We start from the raw sequence: 26822 nt of genomic DNA on the forward strand, positions 1-26822 counted from the left end.
GCGCTTTCAGCCTTGGCACGCAGTGCGTTGAGGAACACCCCCCACCCGGCGTCGAGAATCGACCTGTTCAGCCCGGACTTGGCGGCCTGCCCGTTCGGCAGGAACGCCCCCGGCTGGTCCGGGTCGGGCTTCGGCTTGGCCCGGCGGACCATGCCCTTGACGTTCAGCTTCTCGACAGCGATCAGGTCGTGGTCGGCGACCAGTTCGCGCGCGGTCTTGTTCGCGAGGTCGACGCGCTGCCGGGCCACGGCCCGGGACTGGTTCGCGACCCGAGTAGCCGCCTTGCGGCGCCGCTTCGAGCCGCGCTTCTTACGGGCAAGGTCGCGCTGCGCGTTGGCGAGGCGCCCGGCGGCCCGTTCGAGGAAACGCGGGTTGCCGTAGTGCTCGCCGTTCGACGTGNTGGCCAGCGAGGCGACACCCAAGTCCACGCCGACGACGGCGCCCGTTGGTTCCAGCGGCTCGGCGGGCACGTCGTCGCAGGACAGCACGAGGNACCAGCGGGCACCCTCCCGCCTGACGGACAGCGTCTTGACCCGGCCAGCCACTGGCCGGTGCTGGTGGACCTTGACGTGGCCGACGCCCTGAAGGCGGACGAACATCGTCTTCGGGTTCTCGGGCTGCGAGTCCCAGAGGCACCCGTCACCGTTGGCGGGCCACGTCACCGTGTCGAACCAGCCGGCGCCCTTGAACCGCGGGTAGCCGGGCGTCTCGCCCGCCTTGACCCGGCGGAAGAACGCGGCGAATGCGAGATTGAGGCGACGCAGGGTGGCCTGCTGAGAGGAGAACGACCAGCGGGCCTGATCCGCGTCAAACCCCCGAATGTCCTTGAGCTGGGCCGACTGGCCCCCGTAGCGGACCGTCGTCTTGCTCGGATGCCGGTAGGCATCGCGCCGCTCCTGAAGCGCGGCGTTGTACAGCGCCCGGTGGTCGTCGAGCATCGCCGTCAACGCGATCTGCTGGTGCGCGGTCGGGCGGAGCAGGAACTTGTACGACCGTCTCAACGTGGCACCCCCGTGCGCCACGGCCGCTCGTTCTGCGTATCGATGTACCGGCGGACCGTCTCGGCGGACACCGCGCCGACGGTGGCAACGAAGTACGACCGGGACCAGAGCGTGGGCAGCCGGGAGCGCAGGTGCGCGAACTCGCCGCGTAGCACGTGGGACGTGAAGCCTTTGAGCTGGTTGGCGATGTACGACGGGGCGTGCTNCGGATGAGCTTTCACGAACAGGTGCACGTGGTCGGGCTCGATCTCCAGCGCGACGATCAGCCAGTCATGCTCGGCGCACTTCTCGCGGATCAGCCCGTCAAGCCGGTCTCGGACCGGACCGACGAGGACAGCACGGCGGTACTTCGGGCACCACACGACGTGGTAACCGAGGTCATAGGCGCCACCCGCGCCGACCTGCACCGTCCGGGACATGCCGTTGATTATACCAGCGTGGCCGGTATAACCGTTGCGGTCCGTGCCGGATTCCCCTGTCGCCTGAAGGCGACAGTCCCCTCCGGAGGTCATTGATGGTTGCTCAGACTACCTACTCGCTGCGTCACGCCTGCCTGTCCGGCTGGCTGGCGGCGGGTGTCCCGCCGACGCGGGTCGCTCAGTGGGCGGGCCACACGGTTCAGATGCTGCTGACGATCTACGCCCAGTGCATCGACGGGGACGAGGAGATTTGCCGGGCCCGTATCGCGGCTGCCCTGTCGGCCGACAGCGCATGATCCTTCGGGCACGTCTCAGACACAGACCGCCGCCGGTCACCGCCGCTGATCGCACGTCTTGAAAGGATGCGAAAATGCCCTCCCACCAGCGGAGACACGCCCTCACCAGCAATAAGTTTGCTATCCCAAAAAATCCTCGATCGCTTTATGCATTTCCCAGACCAGGATCTCAGCGGGAGCCGAGGCGCTGACCCGCTGACCGCCGGTTGCGGTGAACCGGACCGCGTCCCCGGCGCGCAGCACACCCGTCCCCTCCAGCGTCACCTCGCCCTGCGTCACGAACAGGTGCAGGTAGGGAGCCTCGGGAAGCGTGACGTCCCGACCAGGGCTGAGCCGGGCGGCGCACAGGGCCGCGAACCGGTTTCTGATCGTGATCGCGCTCTGCCCGCGGTGCCTGGCCATCCCGGACGCTACCGGTACCAGGCCGCCGCGTAGCAGCTCGTCGTCGATCTCCAGCTGCTCGTAGCCGGGGTCGATGCCCCGACGGTCCGGCGCGACCCACATCTGGACGAAATGCACCGGCTCGTCATGCGGCTCCCCGCCGCCGTCGAGACGCCAGGAGTCGTTCTTCTCCGAGTGCAGGATCCCGCGACCGGCGCTCATCCGCTGCGCGAGTCCCGGGTAGATGACGCCGGAGTGGCCGGTGGAGTCCTGGTGCACGAGCGATCCGCGCAGGACCCAGGTGACGATCTCCATGTCCCGGTGCGGATGGGTCTCGAACCCGGTCCCGGCAGCGACCGTGTCGTCGTTGTTCACCAGCAGCAGACCGTGGTGGGTGTTTGACGGATCGTAGTGATGGCCGAACGAGAAGGAGTGGTGGGAGTCGAGCCAGCCGACGTGCGTCGCCGCTCTGTCGTCCGCCCGGCGAATGTCGATCCGGGGCTGTGGGCGCAGGCCCGCGGAGGAGGGTGCGGCGGAAGACGGGCCCGCGGTAGAAAGGGTGGCGGCCGGTGGGACCGCGGCCGGTGGGGTGGACGACCCAGGGGAGGACGGCGTGGCGCTCATGGTGAACCCTCCTTCACGGTAGGCAGGACAATGCCTGCGCAGTCCAGCGTCGTCGGGGCCACGGACATTCCACGGCCCGCGTCCCGCCCAGGCAGATGACCCGCCGGCTAGAGCAACGGAATCACATAAATAGGCATATAATCTGTCGATTTTGGTGGCCGGATGGTGCGACCATGCGTTCCACGCTGCGGCGGATACCGCTGTCAGATCTTGCTAGCATGTTGCGCATGTCGCGCACGATCACGCTCCGGCTCTCGGACGAGGCCTACGAGGCGGTCAAGCGGTACGCCGAGGCCGAGCACACCTCGATGAACGCCTGGGTCGAGGGCGTGCTTGACGCCGAGGACATGCGTCGGCGCTGCGCCGCGCACGGGGCCTGGGTGCGGGCCGACCCGGCGGTGNCCGGCGCGGCCCTCGCCTTCGGGGAGGCCAACCAGCGGGCTCTCGCGGTGTCGGGGCTGCCCAATCTCGCCGACGCCGCCGGGTGAGGCCACCGCGGCGCGGTGAGATCTGGACCGCGGGCATCGGGCCGGCGCCGCAGGCGGTGCTGATCCTCAGCTCCACGGTCTACAACGAGATCGCCGACGAGCCGACCGTGCTGGTCGCCCTGGTCGTGGAGCACGCCACCGACGAGGGGTTCTGCGTCGACCTGGGGGAGGGGCAGTGGGCCGTGATGGGCCTGGTCACGTTCGTGGCCAAGGCCGCCCTGGGTGAATGCCTGCGCCGGGTCGACGCCCAGACGCTCACCACCGCCAACACCATGTTGTTCAAGATCTTGGCCACGCCCGAACGTTGACCTTACGGCAACGGCCCGAACTGGTCGAAGGCGAAAGCAGCGGTGGGGCAAGCGGCGGGTCACTTCCTCGATGCGCTCCAGCCCGGCGTCGGCGTCCGGCTTGGATGTCGGCCGACGTCATCGCCGCCGCGATCAATCCGTTCACGGCTACCATCCCCCAGGCGGAGGCGCAGTCTCCTCCCGGATGATTGCCTTCAGCGTCGCGTGGACGGCGGATGGATCGGTGAGGCGTGCGGCTAGCGTCTCGATCGCGAGTTCGAGGGGAATCGCCGCGGAGAACTTGAGCCCATCGGCAGCCTCGACATCGATGGCCGGAAGAGCGTCAACGAGGTCGTCACGTCGAACATCGAGCATTGTCCGTAGCGCGGCGGAGTTGACGTGCGGGCGAAGCCGCAGCCTGAGATCGCCGACCGGCGCGTCAGCGTCAACCAGCTCGCCGAGCCCCGAGGCGAGGGCCGAATTGGCCGCGAACCCGGCAAATGTCCACCAGATCGGCCGCTTCTCGGGGTCGCGGGTGAGGTAGGTGCGTTCGCCCGGCTCGTCACTGACACTGACACTGACAAAGGAATGCTGCGCGCGGAGCTTGTCCAACGCGTCGGCGGCCCGCCGGGATATCTCGATGCCGGCCGTTTGCCCGGCGAGGACGTCGAGGTGAGCCTGGGCGAGCGGATAGGACATGACCCGGGCCCCGCCGTTCCACCGGGACCAGCCTGGGTAGCGGCTCGGTTCGACCTGGACTCGTCTTCTCCGCCAGTCGACATGATTCACCTTCCAGGCACGACCGCCGAGAAGAACCACCCGCGGTCCGTGCTCCGGTCGAGCCGCGAGCGCGATCGGTGGCAGCTGGCCGAGCAGGCTACGTCCCCACCAGACCTGCACCATCGATTCGCCGGCGAAGGTTGACGTGAGGTCGAGGAAGTAGCGTCGCCCGTATTCCTTCTCCGCCCGCGGGCCGATCGATACCAGCCCGTCGGTGTGCACGACAAACCCGGAGCTGGCCAGATGCGCCAGTACGTCGACCGCGCCCGGAGTCCGGGCAAGCCCGCCGAGCCACTGCCAGACGTCGCGGTCGACGAGGCGGCCTTCCTGCAGGGCCAGTCCGAGGATCTGCTGGGCGACGATGTGACGGGGAAGCACGGGCGGGACGACCGGCTCGACGTATCCGCGTTGCCACAGCAGCGTGATAGCCGCCGCGAGCCACAGAGAGTTCTGCGACGTTGCCAGGAACAGCGTGTTGCGTCGGGTCCCGGGGCGCCGCCCGGTCCGCCCGAGGCGTTGCAGGAAGGAGATCACCGTGGCGGGGGCGCCGATCTGGATGACGCGGTCCAGGTCACCGACGTCGATCCCCAGCTCCAAGGTGGAAGTGGCGACGATGACGCAGTTGGTGGATGTCGCGAAGGCGGCCTCGGCCTGCCGCCGGTCATCCCGTGACAGGGACGAGTGGGATACATACGTCCGTACCCCGAGGTCACGCAGCGCAACCGTCAACTCCTCGACCTGGCTGCGGGAATCGCAGAAGACCAGCCTCTTCATCCCCTGATGAAGGCGGGCGACCACGAGGGCGGCGTTACGCAGGGAGCCCACGTAGTCGATCCCGACCTCCGTGGTGGCTGTCGCGTCCGTGGTGGCCGTCACGTCCGTGGTGGCCGTCACGTCCGTGGTGGCCGTCACGTCACTCGGCCGGACGACCGCGCGCGGCCGGGCGGATCCGTCCGCGAGCCAGTCGAGCAGTACGTCCGGGTTCCCGACAGTTGCGGACAAACCAATCCGCTGTACCGGCCGGTTGGCGAGCCCGCGTAACCGGGCCAACACCCCCAGCAGATGCCAACCGCGGTCGTCACCGGCGAAGGCGTGGACCTCGTCGACGACAACCGTCCGCAGGCCGGCGAAGAGCCATCGATGATCGACGCGCGCGGAGACGAGCATCGCCTCGATCGACTCCGGGGTGGTCAGCAGAAGATCCGGCGGATCCACGGCCAGCCGCCCGCGCACCGAGTCGGCGACATCTCCATGCCAGACGGCGGCCCGCCGGCCGAGCCATTCGCACATCGCGGCCAGCCGCGGTTCGAGGTTGTTCAGCAACGCCCGCAGCGGACACACATACAGCACCGACAGCCCGCGCCATTTCTCCCCGGCCATCCGGGACAGCAGGGGCAGCGCCACCGCCTCGGTTTTCCCACCGGCGGTCGGTGCCAGCAGCAGCACGTNATGCCCGTCGAGGACCGGACGTATCGCCGCCTCCTGCAACGGGCGCAGGGCAGGCCACCGCAGACTGTTGACGACGTGATACTGGACGGCCGGGTCGAGGGCGGCGAAGCCCGGGGCCCCGGAAGCCCCCGGGGCCCCGGAAGCCCCCGAGGCCCCGGAAGCCCCGGAAGCCCCCGAGGCCCCGGACGTCCGGGAGATCACAGCGGTAGGTCGATGTCGTCGACCGATGCCGCCGGGGGCGGTTGTGGCGGGCTGGGCATCGCCGCACGTTCGGTGTCGGTGAGCTCGGTGGCGGACAGCCGCGGGACGTACGCACGCCGGGGATCGAAGGCGGGATGCTGGTCGACGCGGTCGAGCACATCGACGAGTTTCTTCACGAAGATGCGGGGCGCGACGCCTACTCGCCCGCCGAACTGCCCGACCACGGCCTGCGCGAACTCGGCCAGGTAGCCTTCGTCCACTGCCGTGGCGAACCGCTCCGGATCACCATGGCCGGAGCTGTACAGCTCCCGGATCCGGCCGCCGAGCTCCAGCAGGGAATCCCGGTTGAACCCGGGCAGTCGCAGCTGCACCGCCCGAGGGTTATCGAAAGCTTGATCCGGGAGGAAGTCGACGTGGAGCCGCTGCGCGAGCGGGGCGAGCCGTTGCGCTCCCTGCGGTCCGTCGAAGAACGCGGGAGTGCCGGTGATGACGAGCATCAGCCCGGGGAATCGCCCAGCGTCCACGTCGTCGATGAGCTGGCGCAGCGCGTTGAGCGCCTTGTCACGCATGTCGCCCCGGACCCGCTGCAGCGTCTCGACCTCGTCGAGGACGACCACGAGACCGGCATGGCCGCTGTCGGTGAGCACCGCGAGCAGCCCCTGCAGGAAGCCGAGCGCTCCGTCGTGATCGAGGTCGCCCCGGACACCGCCGGCCCGTTTCACCGCCGCCGCCACGTGCGGTTGCCCGCCCAGCCAAGCGATCAGNCCCTCCGCGGCCGCGGTTTCGCCGGCCGCGGTCGCCCGCCGGTACGCCCGTAGGGCGGCTGAGAAGGACGGCGCGACCCGCCCGACGGCGGCCAGCCGCTGTTCCAGCAACTCGTCGACCCGGCGCGCCAGCTCATTCTCGACGACCTCGCCGCCGGCGAGAACGTCCTCCTCCAGCGCGAAGAACCAGGAATCGACGATGGGACGCAGCGCGCTCGGCGCGAATTCGGCGGTCGCGAGCCGTTCGGCGAGCCGGCGGTAGACCGTTTCGAGCCGGTGCAGCGGGGTCTCGTTCTCGGAGATCGCGATCTCGGCGGTGGCGAACCCCCGGGCCTTGGCCCGCTCGGCGAGCCAGCGGGTGAAGAACGTCTTTCCCGCGCCGTACTCGCCGCGGATCGCCCGGAACGTCGCCTGTCCGCCGGCGAGCCGGTCGAGATCCTCCTCGATCGCCGTGGTGAAGCGGTCAAGACCGACCGCGAGCACATCCAGGCCCTGCCGCGGCACGGTTCCGCGCCGAAGCGCGTCGATCACCTCCCGTCGGCGTTGTTCGGAGATGGTCACGTCAGACCGGCCTGCGTCGCCAGCAACGCGGCGTTCAGCCGCACGGTGTCACCATCGATCCGCAGCACCTCGTAGCCGTCGATGTTCAGCACCCGCTGCGCCGCGGCGAGGTGGCTGGCGATCCGCGCGTCCGGCACGTCGAGCGCGCGGGCGACCGTGGCCCGCGTGGCGGCGCCGCCACGGGCGTCGAGCGCCCGCAGGAGCAGCCCGAGCCGGTCCGCGGGCATGGCCCCGCGACGCATCCGGGCGAGCCGAGCCCGCATCACCTCGGTATCGAGCACGCGATCCACCCACGGTTGCGGCGTCACCTCGGACTCGTCGAACAGACCGAGGTCCGGCTGTGCGGCCGAGCCGGCACGTCCGGCCCGCGTGGTGCCCGTGGCCGGCGTGGTGCCCGTGGCCGGCGTGGTGCCCGTGGCCATCGGCTCCACCCACCAGGGAGGCGCGGCATGGTGCAAGGGAGTCCAACCGGGCAGGTCGAGGTCGACCCGACGCAGCAGCGCCAACGGGATCACGATCTCCTGGGCACTGGCGCCGCCGTGGTAGCCGTTGCGCAGGGCCGTATAACGTAGCCGTTCGTTCCAGGCGGCGACGATCCGGCCGCCGCCCAGCAGCACCCGCGGGCCGATGAGCGTGACCTCGTCCTCGTCGGGCGGGCGCGCCGAGGATCGCCACCGCGCGCCGCCGCTGTCGTCGGAAACCAGCCGGGAGCCGCGTTCATGGACGTGGCCGTGGTCGCTGACCAGCAGGACGGCCCGGCCCGATCCGTCCGCGGTGGCCAGCAGGTCGAGCAGCCGATCGACCGAGCCGGCGGTCCAGGGGGTGCGCCCACCCTTGTCCAGGGTGTCGTCGACGGTGTTCACAACGATGCCGACCACGGGGGCGTCGCCCCTGATCGCGTCCGCGACGCGCGGCTCAAGCACCTCGCCGGCACCGGCCGCGGCGAGGTCGCCCTTGTGGAACAGCGGCCAGCCCCGCTCGGCGAAGGATGCCTTCTCCTGGCTTTGCGTGCCGTCCACGAGCCGCCCGCACAGCAGGCTCGTCCGCGAGGTCCGGGTGACCGACGGCAGGGTGGCCAGCACCGGTCGGGCCGGGGTGAGGGTGTGTTCTACCCAGCCCCGGGTCGACAGGTCGGCGAGCAGCTCCCGCGCCACCCCGGTGGACATCCCGTCCAGTACGAGCAGCAGCAGCCGGCATCGGCCGGCCAGCGGCACCACGATCTGGTCGAGCACGTCCTCCACCGGCAGCAGCTCGCCCAGCGTCGACCCGGTGCGGGTGTGGTCGGCGAGCAGATTCGCGAACCGCCGTTCGTGTTCGCGGCGACGGGCGTCGACCGTCGTGCACAGTGTCCGGTAGGCGGCGGCGACCACCTGATCGACGTCGCCCTCCCACACCCGCGCCCGGGCCAGGTCGACCCATGCGTCCTGGTCCTGCTGCCGACGGGACGCCTCGGCAAGGCTCGGCGCCGGTGGTCGGGCGGACGCGGCCTCCTGGGCCAGCCAGCGCAGCAGCCGAACGGCCATCTCGGCGCGACTCACCCGCTCGGCATGGTCGGCGGCCAGCGCGTGCGCGTTCAGCCGCGCCACCTCATGTTCGACCGGCCCCAGATCCTCGGCGCGTGGCCGCCGCTTGCGCAGCACCGCGGCGACCTGCGAGCCAATGTGCCGCAGGCGCTGGGTGAGACCGGATTCGAGGACGGCGCTGGGATAAGACAGCTCAGCGGCGCCCTGCCCGGCCAGGATCTCCTCGGCGCGTCGCAGGATTCCGCCAGCCACGGCCCGCCCCTCCTGGCCGAGCAGCCGCTGAACCAGCCCTTCAGCCGCGCGTCCCCATTCCGCGGCGACGGACGGGGCGAGAGCGCCGTCGACCACCCGCGTCTCCAGCATGGTGCGCGGCACCTGCGCCGTGTCCCGGACCTCGGGATGGCTGAGAGCCGCGAGCACCAGTCCGACGGCGACGGCGTCGGGACCGTAGGGCCCGGCGAAGCACCGGAGAACGGCGGCCACCACGTCGCCTCGACCGCCGCGGCCGGCAAGCCATCCGCTCATGCCGGTACGCACCGCCGGGTCCAACGCGCGCCACCGCGCGAGGTGTTCGGCGTCGAGGCTCCATCGCAGCAGGCCCGCGAGGTCGAGGTCGAGCGGGGTGAGCCCGGCCTGGGTCTCGGCGAGTGTGGCCAATGCCGTGGCCCGGTCCAGGTAGCCGTTGCGCGCGGCGGGATACCCGTCCGGCGGGGGGGTGGCGAGCAGCGCGTTCACCGCCCACTGCTCGTCGACGAGGGCCGGATCGATGCCGTGTGCCCGAAACAGGCTGGTGAGCTGCTGCCAGCGATCAAGCGGCAGGATCTTCTGACCGGCGAGCCGGGCAGTGATGCTCGTCCCCAGCTCGCCGGTTTCGTACTCGGTGAGCAGGACGAGTACCTCCCCGGCAGGAAGATCGTCGACCTGTTGCAGCTCGTCGCGGATCGCGAGGGTGGACACGCATGGCCGGACCACCACGCCGCGGCCACCGGGCAGTTCCAGGCGTTCGTCGTGCGGCCACACCGGCGCCGCGGCCAGGGCGACGACGCGTGCCTTCTCGTCTCGGCGGAGCACCTCGGCCACCTTCGCCCGGACCAGGACCGGCGCGGCTACCACGGTCACCGCACGGCCTGCCAGGTGACTTTGATCCGCCAGCCCTGGGCGGTGAGCGCCGCGAGCGTGGACGTGAACTCGGCAACCGAGTCCTGATCGACCTCGCGGGCGCCGCTGGTTGCCACGCCGCCCGGTGCCGCCACGCCCGGTGCCGCCACGCCCGGCGGGTTGATGGTGCCGGTTCTGCTCGCTGGGCGGGAGACCCGTCGGCTCCATTCCAGCAGCAACCCGCGAGCCTTCCTGTCCGCCTTGGTGAGCGCCGGCTGGAGGTGCTGGACGTACTCGTTGGCCGCCCAGACCGCGGCGAGCTCGGTCACCAACGCGGCTGCCTCCGCGCCCCGCGGATGCTCGGGTCCCCAGTCGGCCACGGTGGTGAAGATGTTCCAGTCCACCTCCCGGATGGCCGCGTCGAGATCGGCGGCGGTGGTCAGGCTCCGACCGGTGTGCAGCGGGACCGCGGGGAGGTCGAAGGCGGCGAGCCGCTCGACCAGGGCCAGATTGTCGGTGATGGTCGCCAGGTCCGCACAGAGACGCAGCGCGCCCTGGGCGATCCGGACTCGTTCCGTCGCCNGGTCGGTGCCGTCCCGGAGCACGGTCGGTCCTCGGCGGATGAGGGCCGCGTGCAGCGCGCGAACCTTCGGAAGCCGGTCCGCGACGGCTGATCGTACCCGAGTGGCCAGCAAGGCGACGTTGCGCGCGGTACACAGTTCGGTGATGTCAGTGATCAGGAAGAGGGCGTGCGCCCGGCCGCGGGCCTCCTCCCAGGTGTCCCGATCGGGTAGCGGCTCGGCGACAACGCGCGCGTCCGCGGGCAGCGGGCGCGGGATGCTCACGTCGAGCGGCCGGCCGTGGAGGATGCCGCGGTTGGTCTGCTCGGCGAAGACCAGCACAACAAGGTCCGCGATCTCCTGGGGCAGACCCATCCGCTTCGGCTCGTCCAGCCAGGCACGCAGGTCTCCGACCGTGACCGGCCGGCCCGCCGCCTCGGCCTCGATGATCTTTCGGCCGAGGTGCCGTTCCCAGTGGTGGCCGAGGACGAAGTACTGGTCGCTCTGCTCGCCGAGCCCCAGCGGGTTGGCCACCTTCCGCATGACGGGCCGCTCGCTGGATTCGACCATGATCCGGTGCTCGGGATGTTCGATGGCCCGGCGCACCTGGGCGTGCACTTTTGCCAGGTCACCCGGGCGCACCTCGCCGTCGAAGTGGGGGTGGGCCGGGAACTCCCAGCTCAGTGCCTGGTCGAGCAGGTTTTCGAAGGCGGGGCGCAGGGCGGCACCGGCGGGGACCCGGGGNGNGAATCCCGGTTCGAGGCTGACGAACATGTCGATCCCGCCGTGCGCGGGATCGACGACCGTCTCGTCCGGGGTGACGAGGCCATAGGCTTGCAGCAGCGCGTTCGTCAGTTGGCTGCGCAGCTGGTCGAGCTGCGCGGTCAACTGCTGGTGGGCGATAGCCCGGTCATTGTCGGACAGGTGCCCGGCGAGTTGGTCGAAGCTCGGCCCGACGGCGTATTCCAGCCGCAGGTAGCGGCCCAGGCTCCATTGGGTGTGTGCGGTGAAGTGCCGCGGGACCCAGCAGAGGGTGCGCGCTGGGAGCGCGTCCCGCAGCCGCGAGACCCGGTCGAGGGCCTCGGCCGGGGAGTGGTCGTCCGGATCGAAGGGGACGTCGAGGGCGAGCCGCCAGCCGTTGTGGGTGGGCGTGAACATGCTGTCGCCCACGTCACCGGGGTCGCGAAGATAGCCGTAGATGAGCTCGACGTTGCGTTTGGTGCCGCGCCAGGTGGCGGTGACGATCGTCGCGCGGTCGATACCCTCCGGTTTCGTGGCGCCGAGCGCGTCGAACAGCAGCGTTCGCACGGTCAGCCGGCGGTCGCCGGGCGAGTCGGCCCCCTTGGCGTTCTCCAGAATGCCCTCGATGTCGACGCCTTCGAGCCGCACCGACAGGAGCGGGCTTGCGTCGTCCCCGCTGACCTGCACCGCGCCGAGCCGGGCCGCCCATTTGCGGACGACCTGGGTGACCGCGCCCGTCTCCTGACCCGGCACCATCGACCGGATGTACCCGTGGTTGAGGGCCACGATCCGGCGGGCGGTGAGATCCCGCATCGACGGGACCTCGGGGAGCAGGGCGGCGAGCACCAGGGTCTTGGCGATCCGGTCGTCCATGTACACGGCGTGTTTCGGGGCCACCCCGGTGACGGTTTCCTCGGTCAGCCCGTGGCTTTCCAGGATGAGCCGACGGATCTCGCCGTAGACCTTCTGCGCGTTGCGCCACAGCCCGCCGAGCTCGCCGCTGATCGGCGACGCATCCGTGATGAGCGCGTCGAACAGGTCGGAGACGGGGACGAGCTGGCCGAGCTGCAGGGTGTCCCGCTGGTCAACGAGTAGCTGCTGCATGACCCGCAGCGCGGTCCGCTCCCGCTGGAGGAACCCGGACAGCGCGACGAGCGTCTCGACGAATGCCGGGCTGAACGGATAGGTCAGCCGGAACGCGGCCCGGTCGGCGTGGGCGGTCATCAGCGCGGCCCGGATGTCCGCTCGGACCCGGTCCATCGCGGCGAACGAGGTGTCGATCTGTGCCCGGGTGGCATCGCTGCGCGGCCGCAGGACCCGCTTCGACATGATGAGCGGCAGGTTGTTGTCGGAGAGCTTGATCGAGCCGAACCGACCCTCCCACCACTTGAGACTGTCGGCGAAGGCAAGATGTTCGGTGCCGGGCAGGTTGGTGCCGACGAGCTCGCGCAGGTCCCGCTGGCGGGCGACGAAACTGATGATCGGCACCGGTCGGTCGGCGTTGGCCGCCTCGACGAGCTTGGNGACCTTGGGAGCCTCGTTCGCCACCCAGGCGTGATCGGCCATCCTGGTGGCGAACCACAGGATGAGCTCGTCGAGGAAGAGGATCAGCCCGTCGTAGCCGAGGCCGGCGGCATGCTGGCTGATCGCGGCCAGGCCGTCGTCGATGTTGACGTAGCCGGTGGCGGCGCCCCGGGCGAGCTCGGCGAACCCGACCAGCGCCTTCTCCAGGGTGCCGACCAGGTCGCGGCGCTCCTGCGCGGCGGGAGCGGCGGTCAGTGCCTGCTCGAACCGGTCGGCGTCCCAGGCCCCGTGGTTCAACGTGCCCCAGCGCGGGTCGGCAGCCGAGCTCCGGTCGCCGCCGCCGAGCAGGCCGAAGAACGCCTGGTCGCCGAGTTGGCCGCGCAACGCCACCGCGGTGTCGAGCAGCGGCTTGTCGATGAGGACGGCGGGCAGCGGCGCGTCCGGGTGCAGCGCGCGGACGTGCGCCAGGTAGCCGCCGAGGACCGCCTCCTCCAGCGACGTCTTGCCGACGAGGTGATACGGCACGACGAGGAACTGCTTGCCGATGACGTCACCGTCGAATGCGGTGATGACAGGGGCGAGCTCGCCGATCGCCCGGGCCCCGGGGTGGTTCCGCGCCAGCGCGCCGAGCACAGCCATGAAGTGGCTCTTGCCGGACCCGAACGAGCCGTCGAGGTAGGCGGCCTTGCTACTGCCGTCGGTGAGCGCGCTCTTGATCAGACCCAGCGCCTCCCCGAACCGGATGGCCAGCTCGGGGGTGACGACATACTCGCGCAGGGTGCGATCGATCTGGGTCACGCCGCGGGACAGGTCGAGGACGAAGTCCCCCGGGTACACGGCCTCGGGGATGTCGAGGAGTTCCGAGATCAGGGTCATGACCGGGCCGCCTTCGCCGGAGTCGTGGCGGGCTTATTCGCCGGCTTCTTCACCGGCTTCTTCACCGTGGTTCTCGTCTTCCTGGCCGCGGGGAGCCAGCCGGTGAGATCGTCACGGGTCAGCCCGAGCTGGCGCACCTGCTCGTCGAGGAAGCCGGTGTAGGCGTCCGCGGGCCGAATACCGAACTCCGGGTCCAGTTCCGAATGCCATTGCGCGACCCACGGCAGGAGTTCCAGCAGCCCGGCGAGCAACGGCTTGGTTTTCTCGGCGTCCCAGGCGTCGACCTCGCGCCGATCGGCGATATAGGTGGCCAGCGCCTGCGCCTGCTGGAGATGATCCCAGCCGGCCCAGCCCAGCAGCAGGGTCCCGTCCCGGGAAGCATCCGGGTACGAGATGAACCGCTCCTTGGGCACGTCCAGCTTCCCGCGGCTGCGCCAGTAGGACGTCTCGCGGAAGTCGGTCTGTTTGTACTTCGGCGGCACCTTGATGTCGATGATTTTACGCGGTGGGGCCGGTGGCAGCGGCTCGTCGGACTCCTTACGCCGCTCCTCCTCGGCCCGGATCCGCTCGTCCTCGGCATCCTGCTCCCGCTGGAGATCCCAGGTGCGTTCCCACTGCGCCCGGACCCGCAGCCCCATGTCGGTGTACCGCCAGGCGGCGAGGAACGGTACATGCTCGTCGCGCACGAGATCGGCGACCACGTCACCAAGAGCGGTGTCGCGGGCGTAGAGCCTGGCGACGGCGGTGAACTCGGCGTCGGTCCGCAGCTCGTCGGCGAGCTGGGCGACGGTGCGCGGGGTCGGTTCCGGTCGGTGCCACAGTTCGCGGGCCTCCAGCCGGTCGAGCAGCCAGTCGCGCAACGCCTCGGCCTCCATCTCCGCCCACGGCCGGCTCGCCCAGCGCCGCTTGCATTCCGGCCGCTCGATGAGGTGAAGGTACGGATCATCGTCGATCTTCGCCAGCCGCCGCTCGACGAGGGCCCGGTAGTCCTGCGGCCAGTGCGCGGGCAGCTGGATGATCGGCGTCGAGCGGTGCCGGGTGAACCATTCCGTCTCGGTCTCGCCGGCATCGTGCTGCCGCGCCAGCACGATCTCGAACGCCCGTTCGCCAAGCGCCAGCGGCGGCTTCGTCACACTCGAACCGATCAACCCGTCCGCGTCGTCGCCGAGCAGCCCGTAGAGACCGTAGACCTCCCAGTCCAGCTCCTCCTGCGCCGAGATCATCTCCGCCCGGATCCGCTCCCACTCCGCCCGCGCGTGCACGAGTGCCTCCCGGGTCGGAACAGCGTCCCTGGCCACCGCGGCCGGCGCGACCCGCTGGAGCTCCTGAGCCAACCCGTCCAGCCGCGTCGCCAACACCAGTGGCGCCCCGTCCGGCAGCGGAAACTCCTTCAGCTTGGTCCCGGTGAACTCGTAGCGGTTCTCCCATGCCTCGTCCTGGATACCGCGTCCGATCCCACTCCCGGACTTCGGCTGGCTCACCTGCTTGAGCCAGAAGCACGCCGCCGACGAGTTCAGCACCCCGACCAGCCGCAGATGTTTCTCCTCCGTGGCTCCCTCGGGCAGCTTGAGAACGGTTGCGGTACGATTGAATATCTTGCCGCCTCGGTCGAGTGTGAAGTGGTTGTGGGTCGAGACGAACGGAAAGGCGATCGCCAGCGGGGTGTGCAGTCGGTTTGCATATATTTCTAAATATGCATACCATGGTCGATCGTTTTCGGCAAGACTTCTACCGAATATTGTGCGAGCAGACAGGATTGTTCGGTTTGGCCAGAGGAGATTTTGTACAACTTCCTGATCTTTTAAAAGGGGGATTCCTTTGGTTATGTCGGCATACGGATTAATTGCAATGGGAGGTTGTTCGATCGTGTAGTCACGTACTAGCTCGCCGAAAACATGGGGGACCATGTTGTCCTGAAACCTGGTCACCGCCGGAGAACTATGGGCAAGTATCCAAGCGTCATCTTCGCCGAGCTGGACGGTGCGTCCGATGTCAACTCCGAGATTATGTAGACGCGCGCTGGTTGTGTCTATCTGAGCTTGCAACTGAGCCGCTCCACCGCCAGCGAGTGACCAGGGATGCCTCGCAAGATCTATCCGCTTGATTCCGAGGGTGCTGATATACGCATCCGTGTGGTCAGCATTCGCGAAGTTCTCTACTATTCGTGTCCACACGAGGCCTTTGGCCGGGTCGGCCGGTGCGCTGGGCTCGCCCCTGACACCGAGTGCTGCCCGGACCTGTGCGCCGATGGGGCGGCGGTGGCGGCCGAAGATGAGGACGGTCGGGGTTCCGTGGCCGGGGATGTAGGCGCCGCTGGTGTCGACGAGCAGGGTGAGGTCGACGCTCGGGAAGAACTCCTCGATGAGTTTCTTGCCGAACTCGCGCTTCATGAAGGAGTTCGCGGTGATCTGGCCGGTGAAGCCGCCGTTGACCGCGAGTCGGAAGAACCGCTGCGCGAACGGCACGCTGAGCGCGTACTGGCGATGGCATGCGCTCCAGCGCACCCGATAGGCGTTGCTGGGGGCCCGGTCCTTGACCGTGATGTACGGCGGGTTGCCGACAACCGCGTGGTAGCGGGCTTCCAGGATCTCCTTCAGCTCGCGAGCGTCCTCGTACTCGTAGGTGAACTCACCCTCACCGGTGGAACCCGTCAGGGCGTGGGTGGCGACGCCGTCGAGTTCGTCCTGCTGATCCTCGGTGCCCCACAGCAGGGAGTCACCGATGGCGATGCGGATGCGCCAGACGGGGGCGTCGACGAGCCGGGTGATCCCGCAGACGGCCAGTGCGGCGATGACGAGGCGGAACCGGGCGATCGCCGCCGCGAACGGGTTGATGTCGACACCGTGGACCTGGCCGAGTACGCGCTCCACGTGGACCTTGACGTCAATCCCATGTTCCTGCTTCTGCCACCGGTCGAGCAGGAGGTCGAAGGCGCCGAGCAGGAAGTGCCCGGAGCCGCAGGCCGGGTCGATCATCCGAACCTCGGCGAGGCCGAACTCGTCGATCGCCGGGGCAAGGGTCCGGCCGAGGATGAACTCCTCGACGAACTCGGGGGTCTGGAGCAGCGCGTAGTCCTTACGTGCCTGTTCGGAAAGATCCTGGTACAGATCGCCGAGGAAGCNGGTGGAGGACGCCGGATCGGAGAAGTCGTGGACGAGAGCGCCGGTTTCCGGGTCGATCCGCCGCCAGAACTCCAGCAGGCCGGTCGCCGCGTCCGGTGAGATGTCCACCAGGTGCAGCGGGTTGTGCCGGTTGACCAGATCCCGGGTTGCGTCGTACGCCTCCAGCCGGGCGACCGCCGCCCGCAGGTAGTCCAGGTCGGAGTCATTCTTGTGGTCCTCCGCCTGGAAGTAGAAAGTCTGCCATTCCCGGGCCTCGGCCACCCCGTCGACCCGTTCCCTGGCCTCGCCTGTCTCGTCGGCCTCCTGCTCGGGGCGGACCGGGCCGGCCAGCATCGGACGTCCCAGCAGCGTGTTGTCCTCGCAGAATCGGGTGAACACGCAGGCCAGCACCCAACCGACCGCCACCTGGGTGAGCTGCTGGTCGAGCCACGTCTCGTAGCCGACGCCGGTGCGACAGCCGGTCTTCGCCTCCTGGTACCGCTTGTGCAGCCGATCGTCGACGTCCCGGTCCGACCGGGCCCGCGCGCGCAGGTCCGCCTCCAGGCCGCGGACCTGCCGCTGGAGATCGGCCAACAGGCGTCTCGCCTCGATCACGCTGCTCCTCCCTCAGCGCCGTCGGCGAGCCGAGACTCGTGCCGGACAATCCACTCCTCGGACAGCGCCAGGCCCTGGTTGCCGAACTGGGGCACGGGAGCGCCACCATCCAACAACGGTTGTTTGTCCACGTCGGCCCAGGGTACGAGCAGCCACACCGTACGCACCGGTGATGTCTCGGTCGCCATCCGCACCGATGCGCGCAGCTCATCCAGTACCACCAGCGCCGGATCGTACCGGGCGACCACCCCCGCATTCGTGATCAGCACCGCCGGCCCCGCGGCCTCGATCGAGGCCCGCACACCGGCGAGCCCGGCCTGCGCGACCCTTGAGAGGTTGGCCCAGTCGCGCGACGATCGGTCGGCGGCGTCGGCCGCCAGGACGATCGACCACTGCACCCGGTGCTGGGCGCAGAACTCCCGCATCCCCGCGAGCAGGGCTTGTTCCGCGTCGACAACGGTGACATCCTGCGCGGCCAGGCAGCGTTCGGCCCGGGCGAGTCGCCGCGGCGGCACCGACAGCACCAGCCAGCCGCCGTCCACCAGCGAACGGGTGAGCCGGTCATCCGCGGCCAGCACCTCGTCGGAGACCCGGCGCCATCCCATTGTCGTCCAGGCGGCGCCCGCGCCGGTGCTCCAGCGCGGCCTGGTTCCACGGGAGGTGACCAGGGAGGTGAGCCCGGTCACCTCGATGCGGCGGGTCACGTACCGCTTTTTNTCGTCGTCCCAGCACAGCGGCACCCCGGCCGCGTCGAGCAGGGCGTCCAGCTCGGGACGGCCGGGCAGCGCGCCCGCGTGCGGGAACCGCACGATGATCCGCTCGGCCACCTGCTCGGGGGTCAGCTCCGTGCGGCCGTACAGCGCCCCGGCGGCCAGCCGCAGCGCCCGTCCCGCGTCGAGGCCTCGCGGGTAGACCTCCAGGCGCGGCGTCACCGCGGCGTTCTCGGAGGCGATCATGGCGACGTCGAGGAGCCGTTCGGGGAAGATCAGGGAGGGGTCGGTGTCGCCGGGGGCGCGGACGGCGCGCAACGTCTCGATGACCCGAGCCGGAGCCGGCAGCGGGTCCGCGCCGGCGAGGTCGTCGGCCGCGCCGCCGAGCCGGGAGGCCCAGTCCAACCGATCGGCGGTGGAGGGCCCGTCCCCGGCGCGCGCGGGGCCGGCTGCGACGAGGATGCCGTTGGGCTCTCGGCTGTACACCAGCCGTGGATCGCCACCCATCTCGGAACCGCCGGAGGCGTCGTGGGTGGTGTCGTGGGTGGTGTCGTCGCGGGGGGAGTCGTCGGCCAGCTCGGCATCGATCGCCGCGCGTACGACGGCCTCGGCGAGCCGGGAGCGCAGCGGTTCCTCCACCGTGCTGCCCTGAAAGTCGAGCAGGGCCGCCGCGCAGTGCCGGGCGGAGGCGACCCCACCGACCGACTCGACGACCTTGACGATGGTGTCCCGCAACTCTCGCATCCCGTCGAGGGCCAGCCAATGCCGCTCGAACCTGGCTACCGCCTGCCGGACGGTACGTTGCTCGCGGTCAAGGGCCTTGGCCGCGTCGCGCACGCTCGTCCATGCGTTGCCGCCCTGCTCGCCGAGGCCGAGCAGGGCTTCGGCGACGGCCCGGTCGGTCGCGCGGGGGATGAGCCCGGCGGCGACGCGGTCGAGGAGCGTCGGCTCGGTGGGCCGCTCGGCCGGGGAGGAGGTGACCTGGCCGGCCAGCCGGTCCAGGTCCGCACGCAACTGCTGGCGGGTCTTCGTACCGATGCCGGGCAGCCAGACGACCTGGGCGGGCGACAGGTCGAGCGCGCCGCCCACCGTATCGATCGACAGCCGTTCGAACACCGACAGCACCGGGCGGGACAGACCGGCGGCGCCGATGGGCGTGTCCCGGCTGATGCGCGCGGAGGGCGGCTGCGGGACCACGCTGGCCGGTTCGGCCAGGATCGCGTTCCAGGCGCGGCGCATGTCCTCCGCGGTGTCGAAGCGCTGTCTGACGTCCCGGTGCAGCGCTCGGCGGAAGAACTCGGTGAGACCGGTCGCGTACGACCGGTCGAACAGCTCGGGTTCGATCGCCACGTCGGCGTCGACGAAACTCGGATGCCCGCCATGGGTTCCGTACTCGGGCCGGCGTGCGGTCGCCATCTCGTAGAGCGTCACCGCCGCGGCGTATCGCTCGGCAGCCTGATCCCATCGGCGGCGCTCGCCGCGGCCGAGGAACGGGTCGAGGTACGGGCGGGTGCCGGCTTCGATGGCCTCCAACGGCTCCTTCGCCAGGGAGAAGTCGAACAGGACGAGCTGCCGCTTCTTGCCCCTGCCGCCACGTTCGGCGACGCCGAGGTTGTCCGGCTTGATGTCGCGATGCGCCAGCCCGGCCCGCTGTAGGTGCTGGACGATCTCCAGCAGGTCGTCGCCCCACCCCTGGAGCCATTCCGGTTGTAGTCGGCCTCGCTCGCGCAGCTCCTGGGCGAGGGTGCGTTCCCCGGCTGAAGTGATCAACAGGGCCCGGCGTGGGCCGACGTCGATCACGCCGTCGCTCAGCAGCTGCACGACACCGGGATGCTCGCTGAGGGTGCGCAGCGTCTCGGCCTCGGCGACCAACCGCGGATCCCTGTCTCGGTCCAACGACACCTTGAGAACCGCGCGCCCGCCGTCCCGCTCGACGAGCAGAGCGAGCGCCGTCGAGCCGCGGCCCAGCCGGCCGAGGACCGAAAATCCGCCCTCCAGTTCGGCGCCGGCCTCGGCCTCCAGGGGATCAACGACAACCGGTGCCTCCTCCGCGATGGCGGCCAGCCGTTCCCGAACCAGGTCGAGATCGAGCAGGAACGCGGCCATGTCCCGGGTGCGTTGCTCCGGGTCGGCCTCGGTCGCCCGGGCGACGAGCTCGTTGAGCTCCTCGGAGACGGCATCAACCTGTTCGGCGAGTAACAGTCGGTTGTGTTCGGACAGACGTCGGCTGAGCTCCCCGGATGAGGCCGCGGGGGGTTTCCCGGTGAAGATCCGGTAGGCGATGGCGCCGACCCCGAAGACGTCGAGGGTGACCCCCTTCGCCGTGCCCCAGCTCCACTCGGGTGCGAAGTAGGCCGCGGCGGCGTCGTCGGCCAGTTCGACGTAGCCCCCCGTCGACGTGGCCGGGCCGGTGGTGCTCGGTATCCCTGACGTCGATTCGGAGCCGCGGGAGGCCGTCTGCCAGTCCGTGATCTGGAGGGCGAAGCGGTCGGNCCGGCGCCGANCCCAGACGCATCGNGGGCTCNGGCCCNGGTGCGTCAGCNCCCGCCGGTGGGCGTACGCCATGGTCTCGGCAAGGACGCGCAGCAGTGCCAACCGATCGTCGAAGGACAGCTCGCGTTCGTGTTCTTGGAGGAAATGGTCCAGCCGGATCAGCTCGGGATCGTGGGGAAAGACGAGCGCGGGGCCCAGATCGTGCTCGACGAAGTCGATCGGCGCCGCGATCCCCGGATAGTCGATGCCGCGTAGTGCGAGGTACTCCCGCTCGGCGGCCCGCACGAGCTGGTCACGCTGGTGCACCGACTCCACACCACTGGCCAGATAGATCCGCACCCGCCGCGGCCGGTCGTCGGGAAACCGCTGGTTGCGGGCGAGGAAGTCCTGCCAGCCGACGCCCTCCTGGAAGGCGGGCAGCTCCAGGCGAAGGCTGCCGACGGTCCGCGCCCGCTGGGACGGGCGGATTCCGGCCTGGTCGACGGCCCGGGCCAGGGCATTACTGAGCTCGCCGTCCACCCGGCCGGGCTGCCGCGCGAAGTCCAGGAAACTCGGCAGCTGGGTCTGGTCATGCCGTCCGAAGACGTGCGCCCGGCCTTCTGGGACAAGGCGGATCTCCAGCCGCGCGTCGCTCAGGAATACCGCGCCCTCCACCCATGGCACCCGTCGGCCCCGCATCGCCGGCCGGGAAACCAGCAGCGACTTCAGTTTGCGGGCCTTGCGGTTTGCTCCGATGACGGGGTTGTCGACCGGGGCGCGGTGGCTCTGACGCCAGGTGCCCGCGTCTCCCACGAGGACACCGGACCAGGACTTGATCTCCAGCACGACGATGCCCGCCGGCAGGACGAGAAGCAGGTCGACCTCGTTGACGGAACCGTCGGACCCGAGAAACTCGGCGTTCGCCCAAGCCCGGTAGGGATCCCCGGTTGGTAGCTGCGCCTTGAGATAGGACAGGGCCGCACGCTCCCAGGCGTACTCGGACGGTGTGCACTGCGTCCAGCGCTCATCGTCCAATGGGCCCTCCCCCGATGCGCGGCCGGGCCCGGAACCGGACCGGCACAGTCCAAAGATCTTGAATCGTATCTCTGTGGCTGCAGGTGCTTGCAACCAGTGCTGTGGGTAGGCCGTCCCGCGATGGGCTCCAGCGGTGTCGGGGCTGCCCAATCTCGCCGACGCCGCCGGGTGAGGCCACCGCGGCGCGGTGAGATCTGGACCGGCGGGCATCGGGGGCCAGCCGGGCAGCGGCTGGNCCTNTNCTACCGGGCTTCTGCCGGGGCGCGTTCCACCGGCGGCCGATCAGGCCCCGGAACCGGTGCTGATCCGTTCCCGGTACCGGCTCGCCCGGTAGACGCCGAGGATGCGGTGGTCGGCGTAGAAGGACAGCTCCTCGAAGGCGCGGGCGACGGCCGGCTCCTCCGGGCTGCCCTCGATGTCGGCGAGGAACTGGGTGGCGACGAAGCCCCCGCCCACCATGTAGCTTTCCAGGCGGGTCATGTTGACCCCGTTCGTGGCAAAGCCGCCGAGGGCCTTGTAGAGCGCGGCGGGCCGATTGTGCACCTTGAAGAAGAACGTCGTGACGATCGGGCCGACACCGGCGGCCGCGCGCAGGTTCTCGCCGGACAGAATGAGGAACCGCGTCGTGTTGTGCTCCGCGTCCTCGAGATCGGCCTGGAGGATCTGCAGCCCGTACGCCTCGGCGGCGAGCCGGGAGGCGATCGCGGCCCTGGCCGGATCGCCAGCCTCGGCGATCTCCCGGGCGGCCCCGGCGGTGTCGGCGTGGGCGACCGCCGTCAGACCCAGCGTGCGCAGCGCCTCCCGGCACTGGGCCAGCGCCTGGGGATGGCTGTGCACCGTCTTCACCTCGTCGAGGGTCACCCCGGGCAGGCCGAGCAGCTGGTGACGGATCGGCAGGAAGTACTCGCCGATGATGTGCACCCCGGGGCGGGGGAGCAGATGGTGGATGTCGGCGACCCGACCCGCGGTGGAGTTCTCCACCGGGATCATCGCCAGGTCCACCTCACCCTCCTCCAGCGCGGAGAAGCACTCGTCGAAGGTCTGGTAAGGGACCGCGTCGTAGTCCGGATAGACGTCCCGGCAGGCGATGTGGGAGTTGGCTCCCCGCTCGCCCTGGAACGCGATCCTCTGTCGGGCGGTCATCCATGTCCTCGAATCCGCTGGATCGGGTACCGGCTGGGTCCGTGCCGGCTGGGTCCGTGCCGGTGTTGACTCCTCGACCGTACAGTCCCCGGGCGAGGAGTCCCCCCGCGCCCGAGGAGCGGGCTCAACCGCCGGCGGCGAGCGCGCGCGGCAGTGTCCGTGGCTCCGTCTCGGGCGGGAGCAGGCGGATGCCGGCGTGCAGCAGCACGACGCCGCGGCGGCCGACAAGCACCGGATCGAGCAGGATCTCGGCGATGGCCGGCAGTTCCTCCCCGAGCCGGGCGACGCGGTGCAGCAGGTCGGCCAGGGCGTCGGTGTCGGCGGCGGGCGCCCCGGAGCCGCCGAGCAGCAGCACACTGCCGCGGATCTCCTGGATGAGCTCGGCCGCGTCCCGGTCGGTCAGCGGCAGCGTGCGGGAGAGCGGGTCGACGAGCAGGTCCGCGACGACCCCGCCCAGGCGCAGTGAGAGCAGCGGACCGACGATGGGATCCTGCCGCAGCCGCACCACGGTCGACACCCCGGCCGGGGCCATCGGCTGCACGAGCATGTCGCCCGGCCCGACGGCGGCGCGGATGGCCTGCCAGGCCTGCGTGAGCCCGGCCGCATCGTCGACTCCGAGCTGGACGGCGCCGACGTCGAGCCGGCTGCGGAACCGTTCGTCGGCGATCTTCAGCGCCACCGGCCACCCGAACGCCTCCGCCGCGGCGAGGGCCTCGGCCTGGTCGCCGACCCGCCGGCTCGGCCAGGCGCGCAGGCCGACCCCGGCCAGCAGGGTCGCGACGGCGGCATCGGGCAGCCACGCCCCGTCCTTCGGGTAGCGCTCGGCCTCGGCGCGGGCGCGGTCCAGGTCGATGCCGGCCAGCACGGGGACGCTGCCCTGGTCCCGGGCCCGCCAGGCGGCATGGTCGGCCGCGCGGGACAGCGCGAGCGCGGCCGACTCCGGCGAGGCGTAGGACGGCACCGACCCCGGGCCCGGGGTACCCGAGCCGTCCCGGACAGCCAGTTGGGCGGGGATCCCATCCTGCCCGAGAAAGGAGGCGAGCAGCGGCAGGCCGCTCTCGACGGCCACCGCGCGCACCGAGCTCGCCAGCCGGTCGACCTGCGCGTGCGGGGTGACCAGGGTGATGATCGCGTCGACGTCCCCGGAGGTCGCGACCGCGCGCAGCGCGGCGTCGAACCGGTCCGGATCGGCCAGCGGCCCGAGATCGACGGGGTTCGTGGCGTACCGATGGCCGACCAGCGTGGCGAGGCCGGCGCAGGTCGAGGCGGACAGCGCCGGCACGTCGAGCCCGTAGGTACGGCAGGCGTCGGCGGCGAGCGCCGCGAGCGCGCTGGAGGTCCCGACGATGCCGACCCGCCGGCCGGCCGGCAGCGGTTGGCAGGCCAGCAGCTGGGTCGTGTCGAACAGCTGGCTCAACGTGTCGACGCGGATCACCCCGGCGCTGCTGAACAGGGCGCCGATGTCGCTGTGGGCGGCCTCCCGCCCGCTCTTGAGCGCCACGACCGGCTTGTGCCGGCTGAGCTCGCGGGCGATCCGGGCGAACCGGCGTGGGTTGCCCAGGCTCTGCAGATGCAGCATGACCACGCCGGTTCGTGGATCGGAGCGCCAGTACCGCAGCAGGTCGTTGCAGGAGACGTCCGAGCGGTCCCCGATCGAGACGAACGTGGAGATGCCCAGCGCGCGCCGGGAGGCGTCGGTGAGGAACGTGCCCGCGAGCGCCCCGGACTGGGTGAACAGGCCGACCCGGCCGGGCGGGGGGTCGCCGACCGCGAAGGTGGCGTGCAGCCGGACCGTCGGGACGGTGTTGATGACGCCCATCGCGTTCGGCCCGATCAGTCGCATGCCGCCGTCACGGGCGATCCGGATAACGTCCGCGAGCCGGGCCCGTCCCTCGTCACCCCCGTCGGCGAAGCCGGCCGCGACCACGATGACGCCGCGTACCCCCTTCTCCGCGCAGGCCCGCATGACCTCGGCGACCCGTGGCGCCGGCACCGCGACGACCACGAGGTCGATCTCGACTGGGACGTCGCGCAGGTCTCGGTAGGCGTAGACGGACGCCACATGGGTTGCCGCGGCGTTGACCGGATAGACAGAGCCGGTGAACTCGCTGGCGAGCAGCCGACGGAAGATCTCGTGACCGATCGAGCCCGGCTCGCGGCTCGCCCCCACCACGGCGACCGTGCGCGGGTGGAGTAGCCGGGCGATGCTGCGCGACTCCGCCAGGTTCTCCCGCAACGGATGCCTCCTCGCTGGTTCGTCGCTGGTTCGTCGCTGGTTCCTCGCTGGTTCCCGCTGGCGGCGGGGAAGACCGCGACGCCGGCGCGACGCCGTCCGGAAGCGAGGTTTACTCGTGTCGTCGCGGGTAGGTCCGGGTACGCCCGGACAGCATCAGGTAGTCAGCGAGGTGACCATCATGACCGATCCCGGGACGTCGCGCCTCCCCCGGGACGACGCGAAGCAGCAGCAACTCGACGCCGTCCGAGTCGGCGACGACGGCGCCCGCATGACCACCGACCAGGGGATCGGTGTCGAACACACCGACGACTCGCTCGCGGCGGGGGAACGCGGTCCGACGCTGCTGGAGGACTTCCACTTCCGAGAGAAGCTCACTCGGTTCGATCACGAGCGCATCCCCGAGCGGGTCGTCCACGCCCGTGGTGCCGGTGCCTACGGGTACTTCGAGGCGTACGAGTCGCTCGCCGACGTGACCCGGGCGCACTTCCTGGGCGAGGACGGCCGGCGTACCCCGGTGTTCGTACGGTTCTCGACCGTCGGCGGTTCCCGCGGTTCCGCGGACACGGTCCGGGACGTACGCGGATTTGCCGTAAAATTTTATACCGAGGAGGGTAACTTCGATCTCGTCGGTAACAACATGCCGGTGTTCTTCATTCAGGACGGCATCAAGTTCCCCGACTTCGTCCATGCGGTGAAGCCGGAGCCGCACAACGAGATCCCGCAGGCATCCTCCGCGCACAACACCCTGTGGGACTTCGTCAGTCTCGTCCCCGAGTCGATGCACATGATGATGTGGCTGATGTCGGACCGGGCGCTGCCGCGCAGCTACCGGATGATGCAGGGCTTCGGCGTGCACACCTTCCGGTTCGTCGATGCCGCCGNGCAGGGGACCTTCGTCAAGTTCCACTGGCGGCCGAAGCTCGGCACGCACTCCCTGGTCTGGGACGAGACACAGAAGATCGCGGGCAAGGACCCCGACTTCAACCGGCGGGACCTGTGGGAGTCGATCGAGAACGGTACGTTCCCGGAGTGGGAACTCGGCGTGCAGCTCGTGCCGGAATCCGACGAGCACGCGTTCGACTTCGATCTTCTCGACGCGACGAAGATCATCCCTGAGGAGCGGGTGCCGGTGCGGCCGGTGGGACGGCTGGTGCTCAACCGCAACCCCGGCAATTTCTTCGCCGAGACCGAGCAGGTGGCGTTCTGCGTACAGAACGTCGTCCCCGGCATCGACTTCACGAACGACCCGCTGCTGCAGGCCCGGCTGTTCTCCTACCTGGACACCCAGCTGATCCGGCTCGGCGGCCCGAACTTCGCCCAGCTGCCGGTCAACCGGCCGGTCGCGGCGGTGCACAACAACTCCCGCGACGGTTACGGGCAGCATCGCATCCAGCAGAGCCAGACGTCGTACTTCCCGAACTCGATCAGCGGCGGTTGCCCGGTGCTCTCCGATCCGGCGCACGGCGGGTACGTGCACTACGCCGAGCGGGTCGACGGGAACACGATCCGTAAGCGGAGCGAGAGCTTCAAGGACTTCTACAGCCAGGCCACCCTGTTCCAGGGTGACCCGCAAAGTCATTGATGCAGGTCAGCGGGGTTGTCGAGAGTGAGGATGGCCAGGAGCAGGGCGTTGTCGTGTCGGATTCTGCGGATGGTCGGGGCGATGCGGTTATGGCCAGCGAGGCGAATCAGCCCGATGATCAGGTTACGGAGNGTGGTCANGATGCGGGGCNGTGGGCCGGTCCGAACCCGCGAGNCATCCTCACGGAACGTCACATCGCGCACCCAGTGGACCTTGTTCTCGATCGTCCAATGCCCTCGGGCGTAGCCCGCGAGATCAGCGGGTGTGACCGCGTCGAGGGTGAGGCTCGTCAGGACGTGGACCGTGACAGTGCTCGGGATCGTCCGGGTGACCCGGGCCCGGCCCGTGCCGGTGG

The 26822-nt window shown here is 70.1% G+C and carries 13 protein-coding genes and 2 pseudogenes; 4 read left to right on the forward strand and 11 right to left on the reverse strand.

Going from position 1 to position 26822, the window contains the following annotated elements; translation table 11 throughout:
• Together ALLO2_RS20155 and tnpA are read right to left on the reverse strand one after the other, a co-directional pair.
• Positions 1 to 1001: RNA-guided endonuclease TnpB family protein (locus ALLO2_RS20155; RefSeq protein WP_035734177.1), on the reverse strand; the 1001-nt coding region annotated here is incomplete at its 3' end.
• Positions 998 to 1420: an IS200/IS605 family transposase gene (tnpA, locus tag ALLO2_RS20160; RefSeq protein WP_035734178.1), complete on the reverse strand. Its 423-nt coding sequence runs from the start codon at positions 1418 to 1420 to the stop codon at positions 998 to 1000. The genes tnpA and ALLO2_RS20155, both read right to left, overlap by 4 nt.
• A 95-nt stretch (positions 1421 to 1515) precedes the next feature.
• Here tnpA and ALLO2_RS20165 point away from each other — a divergent pair, with 95 nt between their 5' ends.
• The gene (locus ALLO2_RS20165; protein WP_011437347.1) at positions 1516 to 1716 is read left to right on the forward strand and encodes an integrase; all 201 of its coding nucleotides are present in this window, start codon (positions 1516 to 1518) and stop codon (positions 1714 to 1716) included.
• A gap of 120 nt (positions 1717 to 1836) precedes the next feature.
• On the opposite strand, the gene ALLO2_RS20170 is transcribed toward ALLO2_RS20165, so the two are convergent.
• Positions 1837 to 2721, reverse strand: coding sequence for a pirin-like bicupin family protein (locus tag ALLO2_RS20170; protein WP_023841468.1), 885 nt, complete (start codon positions 2719 to 2721; stop codon positions 1837 to 1839).
• A gap of 227 nt (positions 2722 to 2948) precedes the next feature.
• Here ALLO2_RS20170 and ALLO2_RS20175 point away from each other — a divergent pair, with 227 nt between their 5' ends.
• Both ALLO2_RS20175 and ALLO2_RS20180 read left to right on the forward strand, forming a co-directional pair.
• Positions 2949 to 3209: a toxin-antitoxin system HicB family antitoxin gene (locus ALLO2_RS20175; protein WP_035734172.1), complete on the forward strand. Its 261-nt coding sequence runs from the start codon at positions 2949 to 2951 to the stop codon at positions 3207 to 3209.
• Positions 3206 to 3517 (forward strand): MazF family transcriptional regulator, encoded by a 312-nt coding sequence (locus ALLO2_RS20180; protein ID WP_011437344.1) that lies wholly within the window; start codon positions 3206 to 3208, stop codon positions 3515 to 3517. Before ALLO2_RS20175 ends, ALLO2_RS20180 begins: the two co-directional genes overlap by 4 nt.
• 147 nt (positions 3518 to 3664) lie before the next feature.
• On the opposite strand, the gene ALLO2_RS20185 is transcribed toward ALLO2_RS20180, so the two are convergent.
• The 7 genes from ALLO2_RS20185 to ALLO2_RS20220 all read right to left on the reverse strand — a co-directional run bounded on the left by ALLO2_RS20185 (position 3665) and on the right by ALLO2_RS20220 (position 24885).
• On the reverse strand, positions 3665 to 5926 hold the full coding sequence (locus ALLO2_RS20185; RefSeq protein ID WP_304413246.1) for a DEAD/DEAH box helicase: 2262 nt from the start codon (positions 5924 to 5926) through the stop codon (positions 3665 to 3667).
• The gene (gene brxD / locus ALLO2_RS20190; protein ID WP_023841470.1) at positions 5923 to 7251 is read right to left on the reverse strand and encodes a BREX system ATP-binding protein BrxD; all 1329 of its coding nucleotides are present in this window, start codon (positions 7249 to 7251) and stop codon (positions 5923 to 5925) included. The genes ALLO2_RS20185 and brxD overlap by 4 nt, the downstream gene beginning before the upstream one ends.
• Complete coding sequence (gene pglZ / locus ALLO2_RS20195; protein WP_035734173.1) at positions 7248 to 9893, reverse strand: BREX-2 system phosphatase PglZ; 2646 nt, start codon at positions 9891 to 9893, stop codon at positions 7248 to 7250. The genes brxD and pglZ overlap by 4 nt, the downstream gene beginning before the upstream one ends.
• A 3676-nt stretch (positions 9894 to 13569) precedes the next feature.
• Positions 13570 to 17289, reverse strand: coding sequence for a BREX-2 system adenine-specific DNA-methyltransferase PglX (gene pglX, locus ALLO2_RS20205; protein ID WP_084588506.1), 3720 nt, complete (start codon positions 17287 to 17289; stop codon positions 13570 to 13572).
• Positions 17286 to 21506: a BREX system serine/threonine kinase PglW gene (pglW, locus tag ALLO2_RS20210; RefSeq protein WP_035734174.1), complete on the reverse strand. Its 4221-nt coding sequence runs from the start codon at positions 21504 to 21506 to the stop codon at positions 17286 to 17288. The genes pglX and pglW overlap by 4 nt, the downstream gene beginning before the upstream one ends.
• Positions 21507 to 21788: 282 nt before the next feature.
• Positions 21789 to 22649, reverse strand: coding sequence for a prephenate dehydratase (locus ALLO2_RS20215; RefSeq protein ID WP_011437337.1), 861 nt, complete (start codon positions 22647 to 22649; stop codon positions 21789 to 21791).
• 124 nt (positions 22650 to 22773) lie between these two features.
• Complete coding sequence (locus ALLO2_RS20220) at positions 22774 to 24885, reverse strand: acetate--CoA ligase family protein (protein WP_023841475.1); 2112 nt, start codon at positions 24883 to 24885, stop codon at positions 22774 to 22776.
• A gap of 178 nt (positions 24886 to 25063) precedes the next feature.
• On the opposite strand from ALLO2_RS20220, the pseudogene ALLO2_RS20225 reads away from it, so the two are divergent.
• Positions 25064 to 26443: pseudogene (locus ALLO2_RS20225) on the forward strand (catalase); the annotation flags it as partial.
• A 17-nt stretch (positions 26444 to 26460) separates the two neighbouring features.
• On the opposite strand, the pseudogene ALLO2_RS20230 reads toward ALLO2_RS20225, so the two are convergent.
• Positions 26461 to 26822: pseudogene (locus tag ALLO2_RS20230) on the reverse strand (ISAs1 family transposase); the annotation flags it as partial.

Origin of the sequence: Frankia sp. Allo2 (assembly GCF_000733325.1) — a bacterium.
Classification (GTDB): domain Bacteria; phylum Actinomycetota; class Actinomycetes; order Frankiales; family Frankiaceae; genus Frankia; species Frankia casuarinae.